Origin of the sequence: Enterobacter sp. RHBSTW-00975 (assembly GCF_013615235.1) — a bacterium.
GTDB lineage: Bacteria > Pseudomonadota > Gammaproteobacteria > Enterobacterales > Enterobacteriaceae > Enterobacter > Enterobacter ludwigii.
The window spans coordinates 4,357,156-4,376,895 of the sequence record NZ_CP055883.1 but is presented as its reverse complement, the minus strand read 5'-3'; the positions used below and the strand labels follow the sequence as shown (position 1 = coordinate 4,376,895).

Here is a 19,740-nt window from a genome sequence, read left to right as displayed (position 1 = left end):
TTACCTCACAGCATTCAAGGAGGGGGTAAGAAATTGAGGTCAGGATAACAGCAGGAATCGTACAGAACATACGGTTTTTCCTGCCGTTACCCATAAGGGGTCATAAGCTTTTCATATTGAAAAGGCGAGAGATTAGCCTTTCAGCTGCACCTGACCGTCCTTCACGCGGACATCGTAGGGCTTCACGGAATAACGCTCATCTTCCATGCAATACCCGTCGCGTAAACGAAAACGCTGTTTCTTCAACGGGCTGGCGACCCAGAGTTCACCCTGATGCTCTGCGATTAATCCCCGGGACAGGACGCTGGCCTCAAAGAACGGGTCGATATTGCTGATGGCAAAAACCTGTTCATCACGGCGAGGGCGAAATATCGCGACCTGCTCGTTACCCAGCAGGGCACAGACCCCGGTGGCAGGCAGAATGTCGTTAATGTTGCAGATGTTTATCCACTGGCTCATGCGTTTTCCTCCACCAGAGTCACCGGAATACGTTCATAAGGTGTCGCCGGACGATGTTGCTCGCGTTCTGCCACAACCTGCACATTCGGGTCGCGCTGGGTGCTGTTGATAAAGTGTCTGAAGCGAGTCTGCGCCGCCGGGGTGTTGACGGTTTCAGTCCACTCGCAGATCACCGCCTCGCGCAGGCGCGTCATTTCCGCTTCCAGATGGTCGTTCAGGCCCAGTTTGTCGTCAATGATGACCGATTTCAGGTACTCGATGCCGCCTTCCAGGTTATCGAGCCAGGACGCGGTACGGGTCAGCTTATCGGCGGTACGGATGTAGAACATCATAAAACGGTCGAGATACTGAATCAGCGTATCGCGGTCGAGGTCTGCAGCCAGCAGGTCAGCATGGCGTGGTTTCATGCCGCCGTTACCACAGACGTACAGGTTCCAGCCTTTCTCGGTGGCGATGATACCCACATCTTTACCCTGCGCTTCCGCACATTCGCGGGTACAGCCGGAGACGCCAAACTTCATTTTGTGCGGTGTACGGATGCCTTTGTAGCGGTTCTCCAGCTCCACACCGAAGCCGACGCTGTCGCCTACGCCGTAGCGGCACCAAGTGCTGCCCACACAGGTTTTTGCCATACGCAGCGCTTTCGCGTAGGCGTGGCCGGTTTCGAATCCCGCGTCAATCAGCTGACGCCAGATTTCAGGCAGGTCATCTTTTTGTGCACCAAACAGGCCGATACGCTGAGAGCCGGTGATTTTGGTATACAGGTTAAATTCACGCGCGATACGGCCAACGGCGACCAGCCCTTCCGGGGTGATTTCGCCACCGGCGGAGCGTGGGATGACGGAGTAAGTCCCGTCTTTCTGAATGTTCGCCAGGAAGTTATCGTTGGTATCCTGCAGCGGCGTATGCTCTGGTTTGAGAACGTACTCGTTCCAGCAGGAGGCCAGCAGGGAACCCACGGTAGGTTTACACACTTCACAGCCATAACCCTGGCCGTGTTTCGCCAGCAGTTCGTCGAAGGATTTGATGCCTTCCACGCGGATCAGGTGGTACAGCTCCTGGCGAGAGTAAGCGAAATGCTCGCACAGGTTATTGTTGACTTCGATACCCTGTTTCGCCAGTTCTGCGTTCAGAACCTGTGTGACCAGCGGGATACACCCACCGCAGCCGGTACCGGCTTTGGTTTCTGCCTTCAGGGCCGCGACGGTATGGCAGCCTTTATTGATGGCCGAAATCAGCATGCCTTTGGTCACATCGAAGCAGGAGCAAATCTGCGCGCTGTCGGGCAGTTTATCCACGCCGATGGACGGCTTACCGCTGGACGCATGCGCCGGAAGGATCAGCGCGTCCGGGTTTTCCGGCAGTTCGATGGCGTTCAAGACCAGCTGAAGCAGGTTACCGTAGTCGCTGGTATCGCCCACCAGCACCGCGCCGAGCAGGGTTTTGTTGTCCTGACTGACGATAAGACGTTTGTACACCTCTTTGCTTTCATCGAGGTAAACATAGCTGCGTGCGCCCGGCGTGCGGCCATGCGCATCGCCAATACCACCTACGTCTACGCCCAGCAGTTTCAGCTTGGCGCTCAGGTCAGCCCCTTCGAAGGCGTTCTGGTTGCCGAGAATATGGTCAACGGCAACCTGCGCCATTTTGTAGCCAGGCGCGACCAGACCGTACACGCGGTTGTTCCAGCTGGCGCATTCGCCGATGGCGTAGATATCCGGGTCGGAGGTCTGGCAGGTATCGTTAATCATGATCCCGCCGCGCTGAGCGACGGCCAGACCGCACTGGGTGGCCAGCTTGTCGCGTGGGCGAATACCGGTAGAGAAGACGATAAAGTCCACTTCCAGTTCGCTGCCATCGGCAAAGCGCATGGTTTTCCGCGCTTCGGTGCCTTCCTGCACAATCTCTTTGGTGTTTTTGCTGGTGTGAACCTTTACGCCCATGCTTTCGATTTTACGGCGCAGCTGGTCACCACCCATGTGGTCAAGCTGCTCTGCCATCAGCATCGGGGCAAATTCGATGACGTGGGTTTCAACACCGAGGTTTTTCAGCGCACCGGCGGCTTCCAGACCCAGCAGCCCCCCCCCGACCACGGCGCCACGTTTACTGCGGCGTGCACATGATTCGATCGCATTGAGATCTTCGATGGTACGATAAACGAAGCAATCCTGCGTTTCCGAGCCTTTGATCGGCGGGATCCACGGGTACGAGCCAGTCGCCATGATCAGCTTGTCGTAAAAAACCGTACGTCCGGCGCTGGAGTGGATCACTTTTTCCTGACGGTTGATGGTGATAGCGCGTTCGCCCACCAGCACTTTCACGCCATGCTTCTCGTAGAAACCATCGCGCACCAGAGAGAGCTCTTCAGCGGTATGATGGGAGAAGTAGGAAGACAAGTGCACACGGTCGTACGCCTTGCGGGGTTCTTCACAGAACACGGTAATATCGAACTGGTTAGCATCGGCTTTATCGAGAAGATCCTCAATAAAGCGGTGGCCGACCATGCCGTTACCGATGATAGCGAGTCTGACTTTGCTCATTTTTGCCTCGATTTCTTTTCTATTACTGCCTACCTTAACGATTCAGCAGGGGCACTTATTGATGCAAATCAAATACGCCTTCGCCTACTCCTTAGGTGGTATATGACTGATTTGTCAGGATTTTTATAAGTTGTGGAAATCGCTGGCTTTTCGAGGTAGCCGATTTTGTGTACAAATTAAGGGGCGCGTTGTCAAAAATGCGTACTCCCAAATTTCAGCCGCGTTTTTCAGGGGAAAGGCATGTCTACAACACCGCTTGGGCTTATCCAGAATGTTCGCTTACCGGGTCGCGAAGGGCTGTGGCAAATCGCCATTGAGCAGGGCCGTTTTGGTGGCATAACGCCGATGGGCGATACCGAAGACGAAAACGTAAGAATCTTAAACGCGCGTGGCGGCCTTGCCATCCCCCCGTTTATAGAACCGCATATCCACCTTGATACCACCCAGACGGCAGGCGAGCCGAGCTGGAACCAGTCCGGTACGCTGTTTGAAGGCATTGAGCGCTGGGCGGAGCGTAAGGCACTGCTTAGCCATGAAGATGTAAAAGCGCGCGCCTGGAAGACGCTGAAGGGGCAAATTGCTAACGGTATTCAGTTTGTGCGCACGCACGTGGACGTCTCTGACCCGACGCTCACCGCCCTGAAGGCCATGCTGGAGGTGAAGCAGGAGGTTGCGCCTTGGATCACGCTGCAAATCGTGGCGTTCCCGCAGGAAGGCATCCTTTCTTACCCGGACGGCGCGGCGCTGCTTGAGGAGGCGTTGAAGCTGGGCGCCGATGTGGTCGGGGCAATCCCGCATTTTGAATTCACCCGCGAGTATGGCGTGCAATCGCTGCACATTGCCTTTGAACTGGCGAAGAAATATGACCGTCCGCTGGATATCCACTGCGATGAAATTGACGATGAGCAGTCCCGATTTCTGGAAACGGTGGCCACCCTGGCTTATGAATCAGGGATGGGCCCGCGGGTCACGGCCAGCCATACTACGGCGATGCACTCCTATAACGGGGCATACACCTCGCGGCTTTTCCGCCTGCTGAAGATGTCAGGCATCAACTTTGTCGCCAATCCACTGGTGAATATCCATTTACAGGGACGCTTTGACGATTATCCCAAACGACGCGGGATTACCCGAGTGAAGGAGCTGCTGGAGGCGGGGATCAACGTCTGTTTCGGGCATGATGATGTCTTCGACCCGTGGTACCCGCTTGGCACCGGCAATATGCTGCAGGTACTGCATATGGGGCTGCATGTGTGTCAGATGATGGGGTATTCGCAAATCGACAACGGTTTGAACCTGATAACCCACAACAGCGCCCGAACCTTCGGCCTGACGGATTACGGTATCGAAACGGGAAATCTGGCTAACCTTATCGTGCTGCCTGCGGAGAGCGGGTTTGAAGCGGTGCGCTGCCAGGTGCCGGCGCGCTGGTCGATTCGGGAGGGGCGAGTGATTGCCACGACGCAGCTTGCGCAGACGTGGATCAAAATGGACGACGTTGCGGAAGAGCACATCTTCACGAAAAACAGCCCCTTCGCTGAGCGCAAAGGGGCGTAGGGGATCAGTGGGACGCCGCTGCCGTATTATGCTGGCGGTGGCGGGTCACAAAGCCCAGAACCAGACACATCACAAACACCACCGCGTACAAACCGTTAGCGGTATGCAGCGCGGCCAGCGGGCCGCTGTGGGCGACGATCGGGCCGGTGACCACGAAGGTCAGCATGGTGCCGATGGTGCCGCAGGTCAGCACGAAGTTCACCAGTTTCGGTGACGCCACTTTGGTCTGCAGAGAGCCCAGCGTAATGATAGAGGTGTAAATCGCGCTGGAGAAGAAGCCCAGGGTCAGGATGAACCACGGCATATGCTCCGGTGAACCGTTAATGAACAGGTACATCAGCACGGTTGCCATGCCCGCCAGCACGGTCAGAATGCGCTGCAGGTCGAAGAAGCGCAGGATGAAGCTAAACGCCCACATGCCGAACATGTAAGACATCCAGAAATCGCTCACCAGTTTACCCGCGTCGTTCAGGCTCATGCCCAGGCCTTTGGCGTATTCCGGTACCCAGGAGATAAAGCCCAGCTGACCGAGGATGTAGCACAGTGCGGCAACGGAGAGGAACAGTACGCCGATACCCCATTTCTCTTTCGCGACCGGCTCGTCCGTGGATTGTGCTTTTTTGCCCAGAACCGGGAATTCACAGCCGAAGGTCAGAATAAAGATTGCCACGTAGACCAGACCGATACAGGCATAAACCCAGTACCACTCAATGCTGCGTGCCAGCAGAACGGCCGCTACCATCGGGAAAATCATCCCCGCCATGCTGAAGAAGGAGTCGGTAAACAGCAGACGTGCGCCACGCTGACGGCCTTCATACATATGGGTAATCAGGAACGTACCGATGGACATCGTGATACCGCTCACCAGACCCAGCACAAACATGGCGGCAGAGAACAGGGCGATGCTGTGGCTCACCATTAAACCCGCTACCGCGGCGACCATCAGCACGAAACCAAAACGCAGCTGCGTTTTCAGTGGAACAATTTCCATCAGCCAGGCATTCAGGAAAATGGAGATCAGGATCCCGGCGTTGAGGAAGGTAAAGGTGTTACTCATGCTGGAAACGGGCAGCTGGAAGTAGTCTGCGATATTACCCATCACCATCCCGGTGACGATCACCAACGCGCCGGTCAGGGCGTAGGAGAAGAAGCTGATCCATGTGAGCTTGATACGATTGCTGTTAGTCATGTCTGGCCTGTTCAGGAAAAGAAAAGCGCCCGAGGGGCGCTGAGAGCGGGCAGATTTTAGACATTAAAGTGATCCATTCATATCTTTTAAGAGAAATTCGATCGCTATTGCAGGTTTTTATGTGATTCAGATCACATTAATAGGCGTCATAACCAATCGTTTGCGTGGTTACAACTGTTTCAATTTCGTAAAATTAGGTAAAAGGCTGGTCTCCGTTCATACTGCTCTTTAGAATCAAGCCATTCGCTTTTTATACTGCGCTTTGTTAAGGAATTCTCATGCTCAAATCAACGCTGGCGGCTGTCGCAGCTGTGTTTGCTCTTTCTGCCGTTTCCCCTGCTGCGCTGGCAGCCAAAGGAGACCCTCACGTTCTGCTGACCACCTCCGCCGGGAATATTGAGCTGGAACTGAATAGCCAGAAAGCTCCGGTTTCTGTGAAAAACTTCCTCGACTACGTGAATAACGGTTTCTATAACGGCACCACTTTCCATCGTGTGATCCCGGGCTTTATGGTGCAGGGCGGTGGTTTTAACGAGCAAATGCAGCAAAAGCAGCCTAACGCACCGATTAAAAACGAAGCGGATAACGGCCTGCGCAACACCCGCGGTACCATCTCTATGGCGCGTACGGCAGATAAAGACAGCGCCACCAGCCAGTTCTTTATCAACGTGGCGGATAACGCCTTCCTCGACCACGGTCAGCGCGACTTCGGTTACGCGGTCTTCGGTAAAGTGGTGAAAGGGATGGATGTGGCTGACAAGATTTCTCAGGTGCAGTCCCATGACGTTGGCCCGTACCAGAATGTGCCGACAAAACCGGTTGTGATCCTCTCTGCAAAAGTTCTGCCGTAACCTTCTTTGACACGGGCGTTTCTCGCCCGTGTTTCGCTCCCCTCCCTGCGAAAGCGCGTTTTGCTGCTTATACTTGTGGCACACGGACATCTTCAGGGAGGCGTTAAGTGAAAAAACTCACCGATATGCAAAAATCCCGTCTCTGGGAGCAGCAGCGAAACAGTAATTTCCAGGCCAGCCGCCGCCTTGAGGGGGTTGATAGCCCGCTCGTTACGCTAAACGCCCAGGATGCGCAAAGCCGTCTTGAAGAACTCAGGAGGCACTATGAGCGATAAAATCGGTGACGATCGTGACCCGTATCTCTACCCGGGTCTGAATGTGATGCGTAACCGTCTGAATATCCGCCAGGCTGACCGTCTTGCAAAGGCATCCTATGAGATCACCGCGCTGCGGGTGGCGACGCTCGGCTTAGGCCCGTCGGCGCCGGGGGTGCCGCATCTCTGTGCAATCCACCGCCACCTTTATCAGGATATTTTTGACTGGGCGGGCGATATCCGCGAAATCGATATTTATCAGGGCGACACCCGCTTCTGCCACTTCGCCTACATCGAGAAAGAGGGCAATGTCCTGATGCAGGATCTCGAGGAAGAGGGGTATCTCAACGATCTGCAGAAAGAGGAGTTTGTGGCCCGCCTGAGTCACTACTACTGTGAGATCAACGTGCTCCATCCCTTCCGGATTGGCAACGGTATCGCTCAGCGGATCTTCTTCGAACAGCTCGCCATCCATGCAGGCTATCAGCTGAGCTGGAAAGATATCGACCCGGGCAAATGGGCGGCGGCCAACCAGAGCGGCGCAATGGGCGATTTAACGGCCCTGAACGCCATCTTTGCCAAAGTAGTGAGCGAAGCGCGGGAAACTGAGTAGAATAGGGCGGCACGTTTTTCTGGAGCCGCCATGATTCTGCTGATTGATAACTACGATTCCTTCACCTGGAACCTTTACCAGTATTTTTGTGAACTGGGTGCAGAGGTGGTGGTCCGCCGCAACGACGACATCAGCCTGGCCGAAATCGACGCGCTTGCCCCGCAGAAAATCGTTATCTCGCCGGGGCCCTGCACGCCGTCGGAATCGGGCATTTCGCTGGATGTCATTCGTTACTACGCCGGTAAGCTGCCCATTCTTGGCGTCTGCCTGGGCCACCAGGCCATTGGGCAGGTGTTTGGTGCCACCATTGTGCGCGCCGCCAAAGTGATGCATGGCAAAACCGCGCCGGTGACCCATACCGGCACGGGCGTGTTTACGGGGCTTAATAATCCGCTTACCGTGACGCGCTACCATTCGCTGGTCATTGACCCGTCAACGCTGCCGGAATGCTTTGAGGTTACCGCCTGGAGCGATACCCGGGAGATCATGGGGATTCGGCATCGTGAATGGGACCTCGAAGGGGTGCAATTCCACCCGGAGAGTATCCTCAGCGAGCAGGGACACCAGCTGCTGGCAAATTTCCTCAATCGTTGAATAGTGGTTGCCTTACTGTGATTTTTTATGCATATTTTGTGATTATATTTTCACAATCACTGTGACATAAAATGGATGGTCATGACATGGCAACTGAACAATCTGCAATTACCCGCGCGACATTCGATGAAGTCATTCTGCCGATTTATGCACCGGCTGAGTTTATCCCGGTAAAAGGGAAAGGCAGCCGAGTCTGGGATCAGCAGGGGAAAGAGTATGTTGATTTCGCCGGCGGGATTGCGGTGACGGCGCTGGGTCATTGCCATCCTGCGCTGGTGGAGGCGCTGAAAACCCAGGGGGAAACCCTGTGGCATACCAGCAACGTCTTTACCAACGAACCGGCGCTGCGTCTGGGCCGCAAGTTAATCAGCGCGACCTTCGCCGAACGCGTGCTGTTTATGAACTCCGGTACCGAAGCGAACGAAACCGCCTTCAAACTGGCGCGCTACTATGCCTCCACGCGCCACAGCCCGTACAAAACCAAAATCATTGCTTTCCACAACGCCTTCCACGGTCGCTCGCTGTTTACCGTTTCCGTCGGCGGACAGCCAAAGTATTCCGACGGTTTTGGACCAAAACCGGCCGATATTATCCATGTGCCGTTTAACGATCTGCATGCGGTAAAAGCGGTAATGGATGACCACACCTGCGCGGTGGTGGTGGAGCCGATCCAGGGAGAGGGCGGCGTAACGGCTGCCACGCCTGAGTTCCTGAAAGGGCTGCGCGACCTGTGCGATGAGCATCAGGCGCTGCTGGTATTTGATGAAGTGCAGTGCGGGATGGGCCGTACCGGCTCCCTGTTTGCCTACATGCATTACGGCGTGACGCCGGATATTCTGACCAGCGCCAAAGCGCTCGGTGGCGGCTTCCCGGTCAGTGCGGTATTAACGACGCAGGAGATTGCCTCCGCGTTCCACGTGGGTTCCCACGGCTCCACATACGGCGGTAACCCGCTGGCGAGTGCCGTCGCGGGTGCCGCGTTCGACATTATCAACACCCCTGAGGTTCTGAGCGGCGTCAACGCGAAGCGTGAGCTTTTCGTGAAGCATTTGCAGCAGATTGATGACCAGTATGACGTCTTCAGCGAGATCCGCGGGATGGGGTTACTGATCGGCGCGGAGCTGAAGCCACAGTACAAAGGCCGTGCGCGCGATTTCCTGCACGCCGCCGCCCATGAAGGGGTGATGGTGCTCAATGCCGGGCCGGACGTGATGCGCTTTGCGCCGTCGCTGGTGGTCGAAAATCAGGACATTGAAGACGGGTTAAACCGTTTTGCCGCGGCGGTCGCGAAGATCGTAAACGCTTAAGACTCCGTTCGCGTTAAGCGACGGGTTAACCATATCCCATGGTGAGGGCGCTGACGCCATGCTACCGACGAAATGGTGTGCATGGTGTTCAGATGCCCGAGAACGCGCTGCAGATGCTGCTCCAGGGTACTCATTGGCCCGTGGGTGAGCGTCTCTGGCGCCTCCAGAATGTTCGAATCCCCTGACTCGCCAGGCGCGTCATACTCGAGTCGCTGCTGACACCGCTGCAGGGCAATCTCACACGACTGCAGGTAGCGCTGCGCCAGATCGGGCGTCAGCATCGTATGTTCCCGCGCCAGCGTGGTCATGGCGTTGATATGCTCAACGATAAACTGGCTGTGCGTCACCCAGAGCTTCATGTCCGCCAGATAGTGCGAGTTAAAGCCGGGCTCCTGCATTGCCTGATTCAGCGAGTTAAACAGGGCGTTATGCGCCTGGTTGACCTTCATCCGCTGATACGCCAGCGGGGAGGGCTGCGGGTCGTCACTCAGGATCAGGCGAATGGCCTGCTGGTCGGCCTCCAGCGCATCGTGGGCGTTCTGTCTGAGCAGCCCGCTTTGCCACTGAGGCCACAGCCAGACCATGCCGCCAAAGGCAATCAGGCAGCCAATCAGGGTATCGACCAGCCTGGCGATAATAAACTGCTCGCCGTTGAGCGTGAGCAACTGCAGGGTATACACCGCCGTTACCGTAAAGCCCACCATCGCCCAGCCGTAGTTTTTGCGGATGATCAGGTAGCTCACCATCGTGATCACCAGCATCCCTGCCAGCGTATAGCCTTCCGGCACGTGAAAGTGCAGCGTAACGCCCGCAATGATCAGCCCCGCCATCGTTCCGCCTGCCCGGTGCAGAATGCGCACCCGCGTCGCGCCATAGCCGTTCTGGGTGACAAACAGGATGGTCATTAAAATCCAGTACGGTTTGGGCAGATGCAGCGCCATGCCCATCAGGCTGGCAATGCTCAGCATCACGCTAATTCGCGCGGCGTTGCGCAGGGCAGATGATTTAAGGGAGAGGTAGCTTCTGAGCGCCGGCAGCAGCGGCAGGCGTTTTTGTTTGTCGGCCATCAGGTCGCGCGGATAAAGCGGACGCTGGGTTCGTAACACGCGGGCGATACGGCTGAAGTGCCAGGCGGCAAACTGACCCACCGGGTTGTCTTCATGCTGACGGGCAATCTTCTCCAGCGCGCCGAGCTGTTTGTCCATGTTAAAGCGCGTGGGGTAGCGGTGATACAGAATATCGTCAGCCAGCACCCGAAGGCGCGCGGAGACGGTTTGCGCGTTCCAGCGGATCACCGCTTCGGCATGGCTGCGCTCGACCAGTTTTTGCACCTCCTGCGGCTGGTGCAGGCTCACGGAGATATGCTCCTGTAAGTCCAGCCCCACCTGAAAGACGCGCAGCAGCCGCTTATATTCGTGGTTCTTATTGGCGGCGAGCATATGCAGCTGCTGATAACACTGGCTTATCAGGTCCACCACCTTTTGCTGACGCGTCAGCAGCGGCGGCAGTGATTTTTCTGGATCGGTATGCTGGGTGAGCAAGGTGTATTTGGCTTCACAGTAATCCGCCAGCTGCACGTAGAGCAGGCTCAGGGATTCCCGCAGCGGCTGTTCCCGCCACAGCCAGAACCAAAACCAGTTAAACAGCCCGTACCACAGCGTACCGAGGGCGTAGATCAGTAGCGGCTCCCACACCGGCATGTTGCCCGCAAGGCTCAGCGTGAAGATGGCGGCAATCAGCGACGCGGGAAGCAAACGCGCGTGCAGTGAGCTGATTTCAGCGGTTACGCCCAGGGTCATCGCCAGGACGGTGAGGATCAGCGGCAGCGGGATATCGCGGGCCAGCAAAAGCTGCACGGCGAGGCTACAGCCCGCAAACAGCGAGCCGCCCACGATCAGCCGTTTGAAAAAGCGCTTATGCGGTGTATCCAGACCGGCAATGTTGCAGCAGGCGGGAACGAGAGAGAAGAGCAGACCTTGCTGAAGATGGCCCAGAATCAGGCCCACGGCCACAGGAAGGCACAACACCAGCGTTTGTCGCAGTGCGTAGTTAACTTCCGGGTGATAAATCAGCCTGCGCCACATGGGGAATAGAGACAAAAACGGCGTGACACCTTGCGATGGCACGCCGTTTGAGCGGAATTAACGCGTTCCGTAAACCACGATGGTTTTACCGTGTGCGGAGATCAGGTTCTGATCTTCCAGCATTTTCAGAATACGGCCCACTGTTTCACGGGAGCAACCGACAATCTGACCGATTTCCTGGCGGGTAATTTTAATTTGCATGCCATCAGGGTGAGTCATCGCATCGGGTTGTTTCGCCAGATTCAGCAGGGTCTGAGCGATACGGCCGGTCACGTCCAGGAAGGCGAGGTTACCCACTTTCTCAGATGTCACCTGCAGACGGCGCGCCATCTGCGAAGAAAGACGCATCAGGATGTCAGGGTTAACCTGAATCAACTGACGGAATTTCTTGTAGGAAATTTCAGCCACTTCACATGCTGTCTTTGCACGAACCCAGGCACTACGTTCCTGGCCTTCTTCAAACAGGCCCAGTTCACCGATGAAATCGCCCTGGTTCAGATAAGAAAGGATCATCTCTTTCCCTTCTTCATCTTTGATCAGCACTGCCACCGAGCCTTTGACGATGTAATACAACGTTTCCGCTTTTTCACCCTGGTGAATCAGCGTGCTCTTCGATGGGTACTTATGAATGTGGCAATGAGACAAGAACCATTCGAGAGTCGGGTCTGTTTGCGGTTTGCCAAGCACCATGCGCTGTTATCCTCTGTTATAAGCTGTCACCAGAGTCATAAGATGCATCCGGACTCTGGGGTTGCAATCGAATTCTTACCCATACCCTGGGAAGTCGGCTATCGTAACGTTTCGCAGCCAGTAAAGTTTGATGTCCTCTGCATACATGTGTAACGTCAATGTATTACTGTAGCATCCTGAGTGTTTTAGCATAGCTTTCGCCGCGTGTCTCCTGGTGTCTCGCTTCAGCATGACGCAGGTCGCCTTCCATTGCGAGAAATGTAACGCACGCGTAATCTGTCACCAAAAATGCAACGTTGGAGTGAGTGAATATGCAAGCGCGTGTGAAATGGGTTGAAGGTTTAACGTTCCTGGGCGAGTCAGCTTCAGGACACCAGATTTTGATGGATGGTAACTCCGGCGATAAAGCACCAAGCCCAATGGAAATGGTGCTGATGGCAGCAGGTGGATGCAGCGCAATTGACGTGGTGTCGATCCTGCAAAAAGGCCGTCACGATGTGACCGACTGCGAAGTAAAACTCACCTCAGAACGCCGCGAAGAGGCACCACGCCTGTTTACCCACATTAACCTGCATTTCATCGTCAGCGGGAAAGAACTGAAAGACGCGGCGGTCTCACGCGCGGTCGATCTTTCAGCGGAGAAATACTGCTCGGTCGCCTTAATGCTCGAGAAAGCGGTAAAAATTACGCATTCGTATGAAGTGATCGACGCCTGATATTGGGGGCATCGTTCACTCTGATGCCCTCACCGAAACCCTCTCCCACGCGGAGAGGGAAATCATCAGGCGATTTTCTTCCCTTCTATCAACCGCTGCACCAGCGGCATCATAATTAATTCCATTGCCAGCCCCATTTTTCCGCCCGGAACCACTAACGTATTCATGTGCGAAATAAACGAGCCCTGCAGCATCGCCAGCAGCCAGGGGTAATCAATACCGTCGAGATTGCGGAAATGGATAACCACAAAGCTCTCATCCAGCGACGGGATACTTTTGGCGGCGAACGGGTTAGAGGTGTCCACTGTCGGTACGCGCTGGAAGTTGATATGCGTGCGGGAGAACTGCGGCGTCAGGTAAGTAATGTAGTCTTCCATGGAGCGCACGACGGAATCCATCACCGCCTCGCGTGAATGGCCGCGCTCGCTGATGTCACGCGTCAGCTTCTGGATCCATTCAAGGTTCACGATGGGCACCACGCCAACCAGCAGATCCACGTGACGCGCCACGTCATGCTGCGGCGTCACCACGCCACCGTGCAACCCTTCGTAAAACAGGACGTCGGTTGGTTCCGGCAGCGGTTGCCAGGGGGTAAAAGTGCCTGGCACCTGGTTCCAGGGAACGGCTTCATCGTAGGTGTGCAGATATTTGCGTGACTGCCCCTTGCCGCTCTGGCCGTACTCCTGAAAGGTTTGCTCCAGCAGGCCGAAGTCATTGGCCTCCGGGCCGAAGTAACTGATGTGTTTACCCAGATCGCGCGCCTTGCGGATAGCCATATCCATCTCCGGGCGCGTGTAGCGGTGAAAGCTATCGCCTTCGACCTCCGCCGCACGGAGATTCAGTTGGGCGAAAATCTTACGAAAAGCGAGGCTGGTCGTGGTGGTTCCCGCACCACTCGAACCCGTAACGGCAATAACCGGATGTCTGGCAGACATAGCAACTCCCTGACTGGAAAGGTTTAAAGATCAGCCATGAAACGCGTTGCGGGGCATGATATTGACCGTCTCATGCAGTTCAGACCATACCAGCACCACGTCGCCGCTTTTGAGCTGGCGCTTCACATCGTTGACCTTTTGCTCAAGCGAACGTTCATGTTCACCATAATCGGTACCTTCGCGCAAGACAAAGCTTTCAATCAGATTATCGAGCGTTTCGGGGGAGAGGTCCTGCCACGGAATAATCATTTTGCACCGTCCAGATAAGGGGTAAGCCAGTCAGGAATACGCGACTCCAGCCACATTTTCGGGCGACGCAACGTTCCACCGATGAACCCCACGTGACCACCATGCTCTGTCAGCTGATAGTGAACGTTGGCAGGCAGAAATTCCTGCGCGGGAATAGAGTGATGATCCATAAACGGGTCATCTTTGGCATGAATGATAAGCGTCGGTTGCGTGATCTTACTGAGCAGCGGCATGGCGCTGCACTGACGATAGTAGTCAATCGCATCGGCAAAACCGTGAATTTTGGCGGTGATCAGATCGTCGAATTCGCGGATGCGACGGACCTTTTTCAACTGACGCAGGCTCACCGGCAGCGTATCCGGATAGGCTTTCAGCTTGCGCGCCGCGTTGGCTTTCAGCAGGTTGAGCAGGTAACGCTGATAGACCCGGGAAAAGCCTTTCTCCATATGGTAGCTGCACTGCTCCAGCATAAAGGGCGCGGAGACAATGACGGCCGCATCCAGCGGCACGGTGTCGCCCTCTTTTGCCAGCAGGCAGGCCAGCATATTGCCGCCCAGCGAGTAGCCCACGGCCGCTGTCGGGACGGTACCAAAGTTTTCCCGTAACCAGTGTAAAAACCAGGTGCCGTCTTCGGTTTCACCCGAGTGATAGATGCGCTTCTGGCGATTCGGTTCGCCGCTACAGCCGCGAAAGTGCATCACCACGCCGAGCCAGCCCCGCGCTTTGGCTGCCTGGATGAGCCCGTGTGCATAGGGGCTGTGCAGACTGCCTTCCAGACCGTGAAAAACCACCAGACGCGGCTTATGGCGCGCCTGTTCTGGCTCTTCGCTCCATGCCAGGTCCAGAAAGTCACCGTCCGGTAAGTCCAGCCGTTGCCAGTGCGGCGTGAACTGAACCTTACGGCGGATGAGTCGCGGCAGCATGGTCTGCAGATGGCAATTGGCCACGCCGCGCATGGGCACGAACTCGGTGCTGTCTTCGGCGATGATGTCGAAGTCTGATGGAATGATTTGGCTCATAACGGCGATGCTAATTCTTGTCAGTTATTTTCTGTTCTTTCCGAATTGTACCCCGTTTAGCCTGGTTTTCCGAAACATGAACTGATCTCGATCACAAATATTTACCTTGATTATTACTCTCAGGCTAATGATTCCGCCCTGCGCTTAATTGATGACTTCCTCGCCACAGCGCACACTTTACTCAACGTTAAGCAAATCAGAATGATGTGCTGAATCAGGAGGTTAATAATGTTATCTGGGCAAACACCCACCCGGCAATGGAACACACGACGCACCGAGAAAGCGCGTCGTCTGGCATCCGTACCGGTGCAGGGCAAGGTACTGCCAACCGGCGATCTTGTCGCCATGCTGGAAAAACTGATCGCGCCTGGCGACAAAGTCGTTCTGGAAGGTAATAACCAGAAGCAGGCCGATTTCCTTTCACGCTCGCTGGCTGAAGTGAACCCGCAAATCGTGCATGACCTGCACATGATTATGCCAAGCGTGGGCCGTAGCGAGCATCTGGATATCTTTGAGAAAGGTATCGCCCGCAAGCTGGACTTCTCCTTCTCCGGTACCCAGAGCCTGCGCATCTCGCAGCTGCTGGAAGATGGTCAGCTCGAAATTGGTGCTATCCATACCTACATAGAGCTCTATTCACGTCTGTACGTGGATCTCTCGCCAAACGTGGCGCTGATTGCCGGCTTTAAAGCGGACCGAAAAGGTAATCTTTATACCGGCGCAAGCACTGAAGATACCCCCGCGCTGGTGGAAGCGGCCGCATTCCATGACGGCATTGTCATCGCACAGGTGAATGAGCTGGTGGACGACGAATGCGACCTGCCGCGCGTTGATATTCCCGGCTCCTGGATTGACTTCGTGGTGGTGGCCGACAAACCGTTCTTTATCGAACCGCTGTTTACCCGCGACCCGCGTCTCATCAAACAGGAACATATCCTGATGGCGATGATGGCCATTAAGGGCATTTATGCGGAACATCAGGTGCAATCCCTGAACCACGGGATTGGTTTTAATACCGCGGCGATTGAACTGCTGCTGCCGACCTACGGTGAACAGCTCGGCCTGAAAGGCAAAATCTGTAAACACTGGACCCTTAACCCGCACCCAACCCTGATCCCGGCGATTGAAAGCGGCTGGGTGGAAAGCGTGCACTGCTTCGGCGGCGAACTGGGGATGGAAGAGTACATTCGTGCACGTCCGGACATCTTCTTTACCGGTGCCGACGGCTCTATGCGTTCCAACCGCGCCTTCTGTCAGCTGGCAGGCCAGTACGCCGTTGATATGTTCATCGGGTCAACCCTGCAGGTTGACGGGTATGCCAACTCCTCAACCGTGACCCGTGGTCGTCTCTCTGGTTTCGGCGGTGCGCCAAACATGGGCCATGACCCGCATGGTCGTCGTCATGCCACCCCGGCCTGGCTGAACATGATCACCGAACCCGATCCGATGCAGCGCGGTAAAAAACTCGTCGTCCAGATGGTGGAAACCTTTCAGGCAGGCGTGAAACCGACCTTTGTGGAAAAACTCGATGCTGTTGACGTTGCGAAAGCGTCCGGGATGCCTCTGGCTCCGGTCATGATCTACGGCGACGACGTGACACATGTGCTGACGGAAGAGGGGATTGCTTACCTCTATCGCGCAGAAAGTCTTGAAGAGCGCCGGGCGATGGTTGCGGCCGTCGCGGGGATCACCGATATCGGTCTGGGCGTCGATGCCAAGCGCGTGGCGCAGTTGCGCCAGAGCGGCAAAGTGGTTTACCCGGAAGATATGGGGATTCGCCGCACCGATGCCACCCGTTCTCTGCTGGCAGCAGGCAGCGTGTCAGACCTGGTTGAATGGTCTGGCGGTCTTTACAACCCACCTGCGAAATTCCGGAGCTGGTAATGAAACTTCTGCCCCAGATTCAGGTTGAAGGCGGTGCCGAATGGCTGGCGCGAACCGCCACGCAGTGTCTGATTGACGAAGCACAGTTAAGCCCGAAACCCGGTCTGGTGGACAGTCGGGGGAACGGCGCGCACCACGATCTGTCGCTCGCGTTGATGGAGCGTTCCGCGCGCAGCCTGACCCCCACGTTTCAGGCGCTGGCGCAACACAGCTGGCAGCGTCCGGCGGATATTGCGCTCAGGCAAACCATAGGGCGACTCGGCCGTGAAGGTGAGCAGCAGATGATGGCGGCTACCGACGGTGTAAATACCCACCGCGGCGCGATTTGGGCGCTGGGGCTGCTGGTCAGTGCCGTGGCGATGCTCGGTGGCGATGCCAGCGCGCAGGCGGTAGCGAATACCGCGGCACAGCTGGCGAAACTGCCCGATGACGCGGCGCCGAAAGTGTTCAGCAAAGGGCTACGCGCCACGCGCCGCTACCGGGTTCCGGGCGCACGTGAAGAGGCTCAGCAGGCATTTCCACACGTGATGCAGCGTGCTCTGCCGCAGCTTCGTCTGAGCCGTCTTAACGGCAGCAGCGAAACGTACGCAAGGCTCGATGCGCTGATGGCCATCATGACGTCGCTTGCCGACACCTGCGTGCTGTCGCGCGCCGGGATGGCGGGGCTGGAGGCCATGCAGAACGGTGCGCGTGCGGTGCTGAGCGCCGGAGGATGCGCGACATCCGCAGGCCAGATGGCGCTGGCGAGATTGGACCGTCACATGCTGGCACTCAATGCCTCACCGGGCGGAGCAGCCGACCTGCTTGCCGCCACGCTGTTTCTCGATCGCATCGAAACGCCTTATTCAAAGCATTAAGAGGATGTTATGGAAAAAATCACATTAACCATGCCAGCGAGCCGCGCGTTAAGCGGCAAAGCGCTCGCAGGGGTTGTTGGTTCCGGGGATATGGAGGTGCTGTTTGCCGCCGAACCGGGCCAGACGTTAACCATTGATATCACCACGTCCGTCGACAACAGCCGCGGTCGCTGGGAGGCGTTGTTCAACCGCCTGCACACCGTCAGCAGCCTGCCTGCAGGAAAACTGACGATCCACGACTTTGGCGCGACGCCGGGGGTGGCACGCATTCGTATCGAACAGGTTTTTGAAGGGGTGAGCCATGCGTGATGATCGGAGTTTTATTGAATTAAAAGCTCGCCAGCGTGCGCAGGCATTGCTGGACGACGGGAGCTATCGCGAACTGCTGGATCCTTTTGAAGGCATTATCTCCCCGTGGCTGGGGCCGCAGGGCATCGTTCCTCAGGCCGATGACGGCATGGTGGTCGCCAAAGGCACCCTCAACGGCCAGCCTGCGGTAGTGGTGGCGATCGAAGGTGCGTTCCAGGGCGGCAGTATGGGCGAAGTGTCCGGCGCCAAAATGGCGGCGGCGCTGGAGCTGGCGGCTGAAGATAACCGCAACGGGATCCCGACGCAGGCGGTACTGTGTCTCGAAACCGGCGGCGTGCGTCTGCAGGAAGCCAACCTGGGCCTGGCGGCCATTGCCGATATTCATGCAGCAATTGTTGACCTGCGCCGTTACACCCCGGTGGTCGGGATTGTGGCCGGGACCGTGGGCTGCTTCGGTGGGATGTCTATCGCTGCTGCACTGTGCAGCTACCTGATTGTCACCCGCGAAGCGCGTCTCGGTCTGAATGGTCCTCAGGTTATCGAGCAGGAAGCGGGAATTGAAGAGTATGACTCCCGCGACCGTCCGTTTATCTGGAGCATGACCGGTGGAGAAGTCCGCTATGAAAGCGGCCTGGTGGATGCGCTGGTTGGCGATGGCGTGAACGCGGTGAAAGCGGCGATGAACGACGCGATTGCCAAAGGCGTGCCTGCAAAACATCGCACCGATAACTATGACGATTACCTGAACCGTCTGACGAATTTCGACACCCGCAAACAGGCCGATGCCGAACAGATTAAAGCGCTCTTTGCCCGGGAGGTGAAATGATGACTAACTCAGTAAGCCGTGGCGAACTCTGGCTGCAAACGCTCGCGCCGAACGCCAGACGCCTAGAGGGGTTATGCCCGTCCGTACAGGCGGCCGATGGTGAACTTAACGGTGAAACGGTACGTTTTGTTGCCGTGGTACCGGATGCCAACAACCACTTCCCGCGCGCGGCGAAAGGGGAAGTCGGTCTGCTGGAAGGCTGGACGCTGGCAAAAGTGGTGAGCGAAACCGTTGCCGCCGATGCCAACAGCGCCGTGAAGCGCCCGATCGTGGCGGTGATTGACGTGCCAAGCCAGGCCTATGGCCGTCGTGAAGAGGCATTTGGTATTCACCAGGCGTTGGCCGGCGCGGCGGCGGCCTATGCTAACGCGCGTCTGGCCGGTCATCCGGTGATTGGGCTTATCGTTGGTAAAGCGATGTCCGGCGCGTTTCTGGCGCACGGGTACCAGGCAAACCGCCTGATTGCCTTTAACGATAAAGGCGTGCTGATCCATGCCATGGGTAAAGAGTCTGCGGCGCGTATTACGCTACGTACCGTGGATGCGCTGGAAAAACTGGCGGCAACGATCCCGCCAATGGCCTATGACATCAGCAACTACGCCACACTGGGGCTGCTTTCCAACCTGCTGGACATCAGCAACCCGGATGCCCCTTCTGAAAACGATCTGACGCAGGTGAAAACCACGCTGCAACAGGCCATCCATGACGCTCGTCAGGACAACACCCTGAAAAACCGTCTCGGTGCTGACAATCGCCGCAGCTCTGCCCTCGTACGCGAACGCATGCGGGCAAGCTGGTAAGTAAAAA

At 56.4% G+C, this 19,740-nt stretch carries 20 protein-coding genes; 12 read left to right on the top strand and 8 right to left on the bottom strand.

The genetic code is table 11. The annotated features are described in order from the left end of the window. Nucleotides 1-132: 132 nt before the first annotated feature. Complete coding sequence (gene nirD, locus HV340_RS21250; protein WP_181216212.1) at nt 133-459, bottom strand: nitrite reductase small subunit NirD; 327 nt, start codon at nt 457-459, stop codon at nt 133-135. Further along, on the bottom strand, nt 456-2,999 hold the full coding sequence (nirB, locus tag HV340_RS21245) for a nitrite reductase large subunit NirB (protein ID WP_181216211.1): 2,544 nt from the start codon (nt 2,997-2,999) through the stop codon (nt 456-458). Before nirB ends, nirD begins: the two co-directional genes overlap by 4 nt. Nucleotides 3,000-3,239: 240 nt before the next feature. Here nirB and HV340_RS21240 point away from each other — a divergent pair, with 240 nt between their 5' ends. After that, a complete protein-coding gene (locus HV340_RS21240) occupies nt 3,240-4,556 on the top strand; it encodes a cytosine deaminase (RefSeq protein WP_032679098.1) in 1,317 nt (438 codons plus the stop codon). Nucleotides 4,557-4,560: 4 nt separating this feature from the next. Here HV340_RS21240 and tsgA read toward each other — a convergent pair whose 3' ends face one another. After that, entirely contained in the window at nt 4,561-5,745 is a 1,185-nt protein-coding gene (gene tsgA / locus HV340_RS21235) for an MFS transporter TsgA (protein WP_020884588.1), read from the bottom strand. Nucleotides 5,746-6,023: 278 nt separating this feature from the next. Between tsgA and ppiA the strand changes: the two genes are divergently transcribed. The 5 genes from ppiA (at nt 6,024) to HV340_RS21210 (ending at nt 9,364) form a co-directional block, all read left to right on the top strand. Beyond that, on the top strand, nt 6,024-6,596 hold the full coding sequence (gene ppiA / locus HV340_RS21230) for a peptidylprolyl isomerase A (protein WP_014171936.1): 573 nt from the start codon (nt 6,024-6,026) through the stop codon (nt 6,594-6,596). A 107-nt stretch (nt 6,597-6,703) separates the two neighbouring features. After that, the gene (locus tag HV340_RS21225; protein WP_181216210.1) at nt 6,704-6,871 is read left to right on the top strand and encodes a YhfG family protein; all 168 of its coding nucleotides are present in this window, start codon (nt 6,704-6,706) and stop codon (nt 6,869-6,871) included. Then, entirely contained in the window at nt 6,861-7,463 is a 603-nt protein-coding gene (locus HV340_RS21220; RefSeq protein ID WP_181216209.1) for a putative adenosine monophosphate-protein transferase Fic, read from the top strand. Before HV340_RS21225 ends, HV340_RS21220 begins: the two co-directional genes overlap by 11 nt. Before the next feature lie 30 nt (nt 7,464-7,493). Next, the gene (gene pabA, locus HV340_RS21215) at nt 7,494-8,057 is read left to right on the top strand and encodes an aminodeoxychorismate synthase component 2 (protein ID WP_181216208.1); all 564 of its coding nucleotides are present in this window, start codon (nt 7,494-7,496) and stop codon (nt 8,055-8,057) included. Between the two features lie 86 nt (nt 8,058-8,143). Next, nucleotides 8,144-9,364, top strand: a complete 1,221-nt coding sequence (locus HV340_RS21210) for an aspartate aminotransferase family protein (RefSeq protein ID WP_171032977.1) — start codon at nt 8,144-8,146, stop codon at nt 9,362-9,364. Here HV340_RS21210 and HV340_RS21205 read toward each other — a convergent pair. Beyond that, entirely contained in the window at nt 9,361-11,448 is a 2,088-nt protein-coding gene (locus HV340_RS21205; protein WP_020884592.1) for a YccS/YhfK family putative transporter, read from the bottom strand. The two genes, HV340_RS21210 and HV340_RS21205, sit on opposite strands and share 4 nt — an antisense overlap. A 57-nt stretch (nt 11,449-11,505) precedes the next feature. Next, nucleotides 11,506-12,138 (bottom strand): cAMP-activated global transcriptional regulator CRP, encoded by a 633-nt coding sequence (gene crp / locus HV340_RS21200; RefSeq protein WP_000242758.1) that lies wholly within the window; start codon nt 12,136-12,138, stop codon nt 11,506-11,508. 311 nt (nt 12,139-12,449) lie between these two features. Here crp and HV340_RS21195 point away from each other — a divergent pair, with 311 nt between their 5' ends. Further along, nucleotides 12,450-12,854 (top strand): OsmC family protein, encoded by a 405-nt coding sequence (locus HV340_RS21195; RefSeq protein WP_025202873.1) that lies wholly within the window; start codon nt 12,450-12,452, stop codon nt 12,852-12,854. A gap of 65 nt (nt 12,855-12,919) precedes the next feature. On the opposite strand, the gene HV340_RS21190 is transcribed toward HV340_RS21195, so the two are convergent. From HV340_RS21190 to HV340_RS21180, 3 genes are read right to left on the bottom strand one after another with little or no spacing between them, the layout of a single operon-like run. Further along, entirely contained in the window at nt 12,920-13,789 is an 870-nt protein-coding gene (locus HV340_RS21190; protein WP_014171927.1) for a phosphoribulokinase, read from the bottom strand. Between the two features lie 30 nt (nt 13,790-13,819). After that, on the bottom strand, nt 13,820-14,038 hold the full coding sequence (locus HV340_RS21185; protein WP_003861664.1) for a YheU family protein: 219 nt from the start codon (nt 14,036-14,038) through the stop codon (nt 13,820-13,822). Further along, a complete protein-coding gene (locus HV340_RS21180; protein ID WP_014171925.1) occupies nt 14,035-15,057 on the bottom strand; it encodes a hydrolase in 1,023 nt (340 codons plus the stop codon). The genes HV340_RS21185 and HV340_RS21180 overlap by 4 nt, the downstream gene beginning before the upstream one ends. Nucleotides 15,058-15,285: 228 nt before the next feature. On the opposite strand from HV340_RS21180, the gene mdcA reads away from it, so the two are divergent. From mdcA to mdcE, 5 genes are read left to right on the top strand one after another with little or no spacing between them, the layout of a single operon-like run. Continuing rightward, nucleotides 15,286-16,941: a malonate decarboxylase subunit alpha gene (gene mdcA / locus HV340_RS21175; RefSeq protein WP_014171924.1), complete on the top strand. Its 1,656-nt coding sequence runs from the start codon at nt 15,286-15,288 to the stop codon at nt 16,939-16,941. Next, entirely contained in the window at nt 16,941-17,798 is an 858-nt protein-coding gene (locus tag HV340_RS21170) for a triphosphoribosyl-dephospho-CoA synthase (RefSeq protein WP_025202874.1), read from the top strand. The genes mdcA and HV340_RS21170 overlap by 1 nt, the downstream gene beginning before the upstream one ends. A gap of 9 nt (nt 17,799-17,807) precedes the next feature. Then, complete coding sequence (mdcC, locus tag HV340_RS21165; RefSeq protein WP_020884595.1) at nt 17,808-18,107, top strand: malonate decarboxylase acyl carrier protein; 300 nt, start codon at nt 17,808-17,810, stop codon at nt 18,105-18,107. Continuing rightward, the gene (locus tag HV340_RS21160; protein ID WP_014171921.1) at nt 18,100-18,933 is read left to right on the top strand and encodes a biotin-independent malonate decarboxylase subunit beta; all 834 of its coding nucleotides are present in this window, start codon (nt 18,100-18,102) and stop codon (nt 18,931-18,933) included. Before mdcC ends, HV340_RS21160 begins: the two co-directional genes overlap by 8 nt. Next, on the top strand, nt 18,933-19,733 hold the full coding sequence (gene mdcE / locus HV340_RS21155; RefSeq protein WP_032670503.1) for a biotin-independent malonate decarboxylase subunit gamma: 801 nt from the start codon (nt 18,933-18,935) through the stop codon (nt 19,731-19,733). The genes HV340_RS21160 and mdcE overlap by 1 nt, the downstream gene beginning before the upstream one ends. The last annotated feature ends 7 nt before the right edge of the window (nt 19,734-19,740 follow it).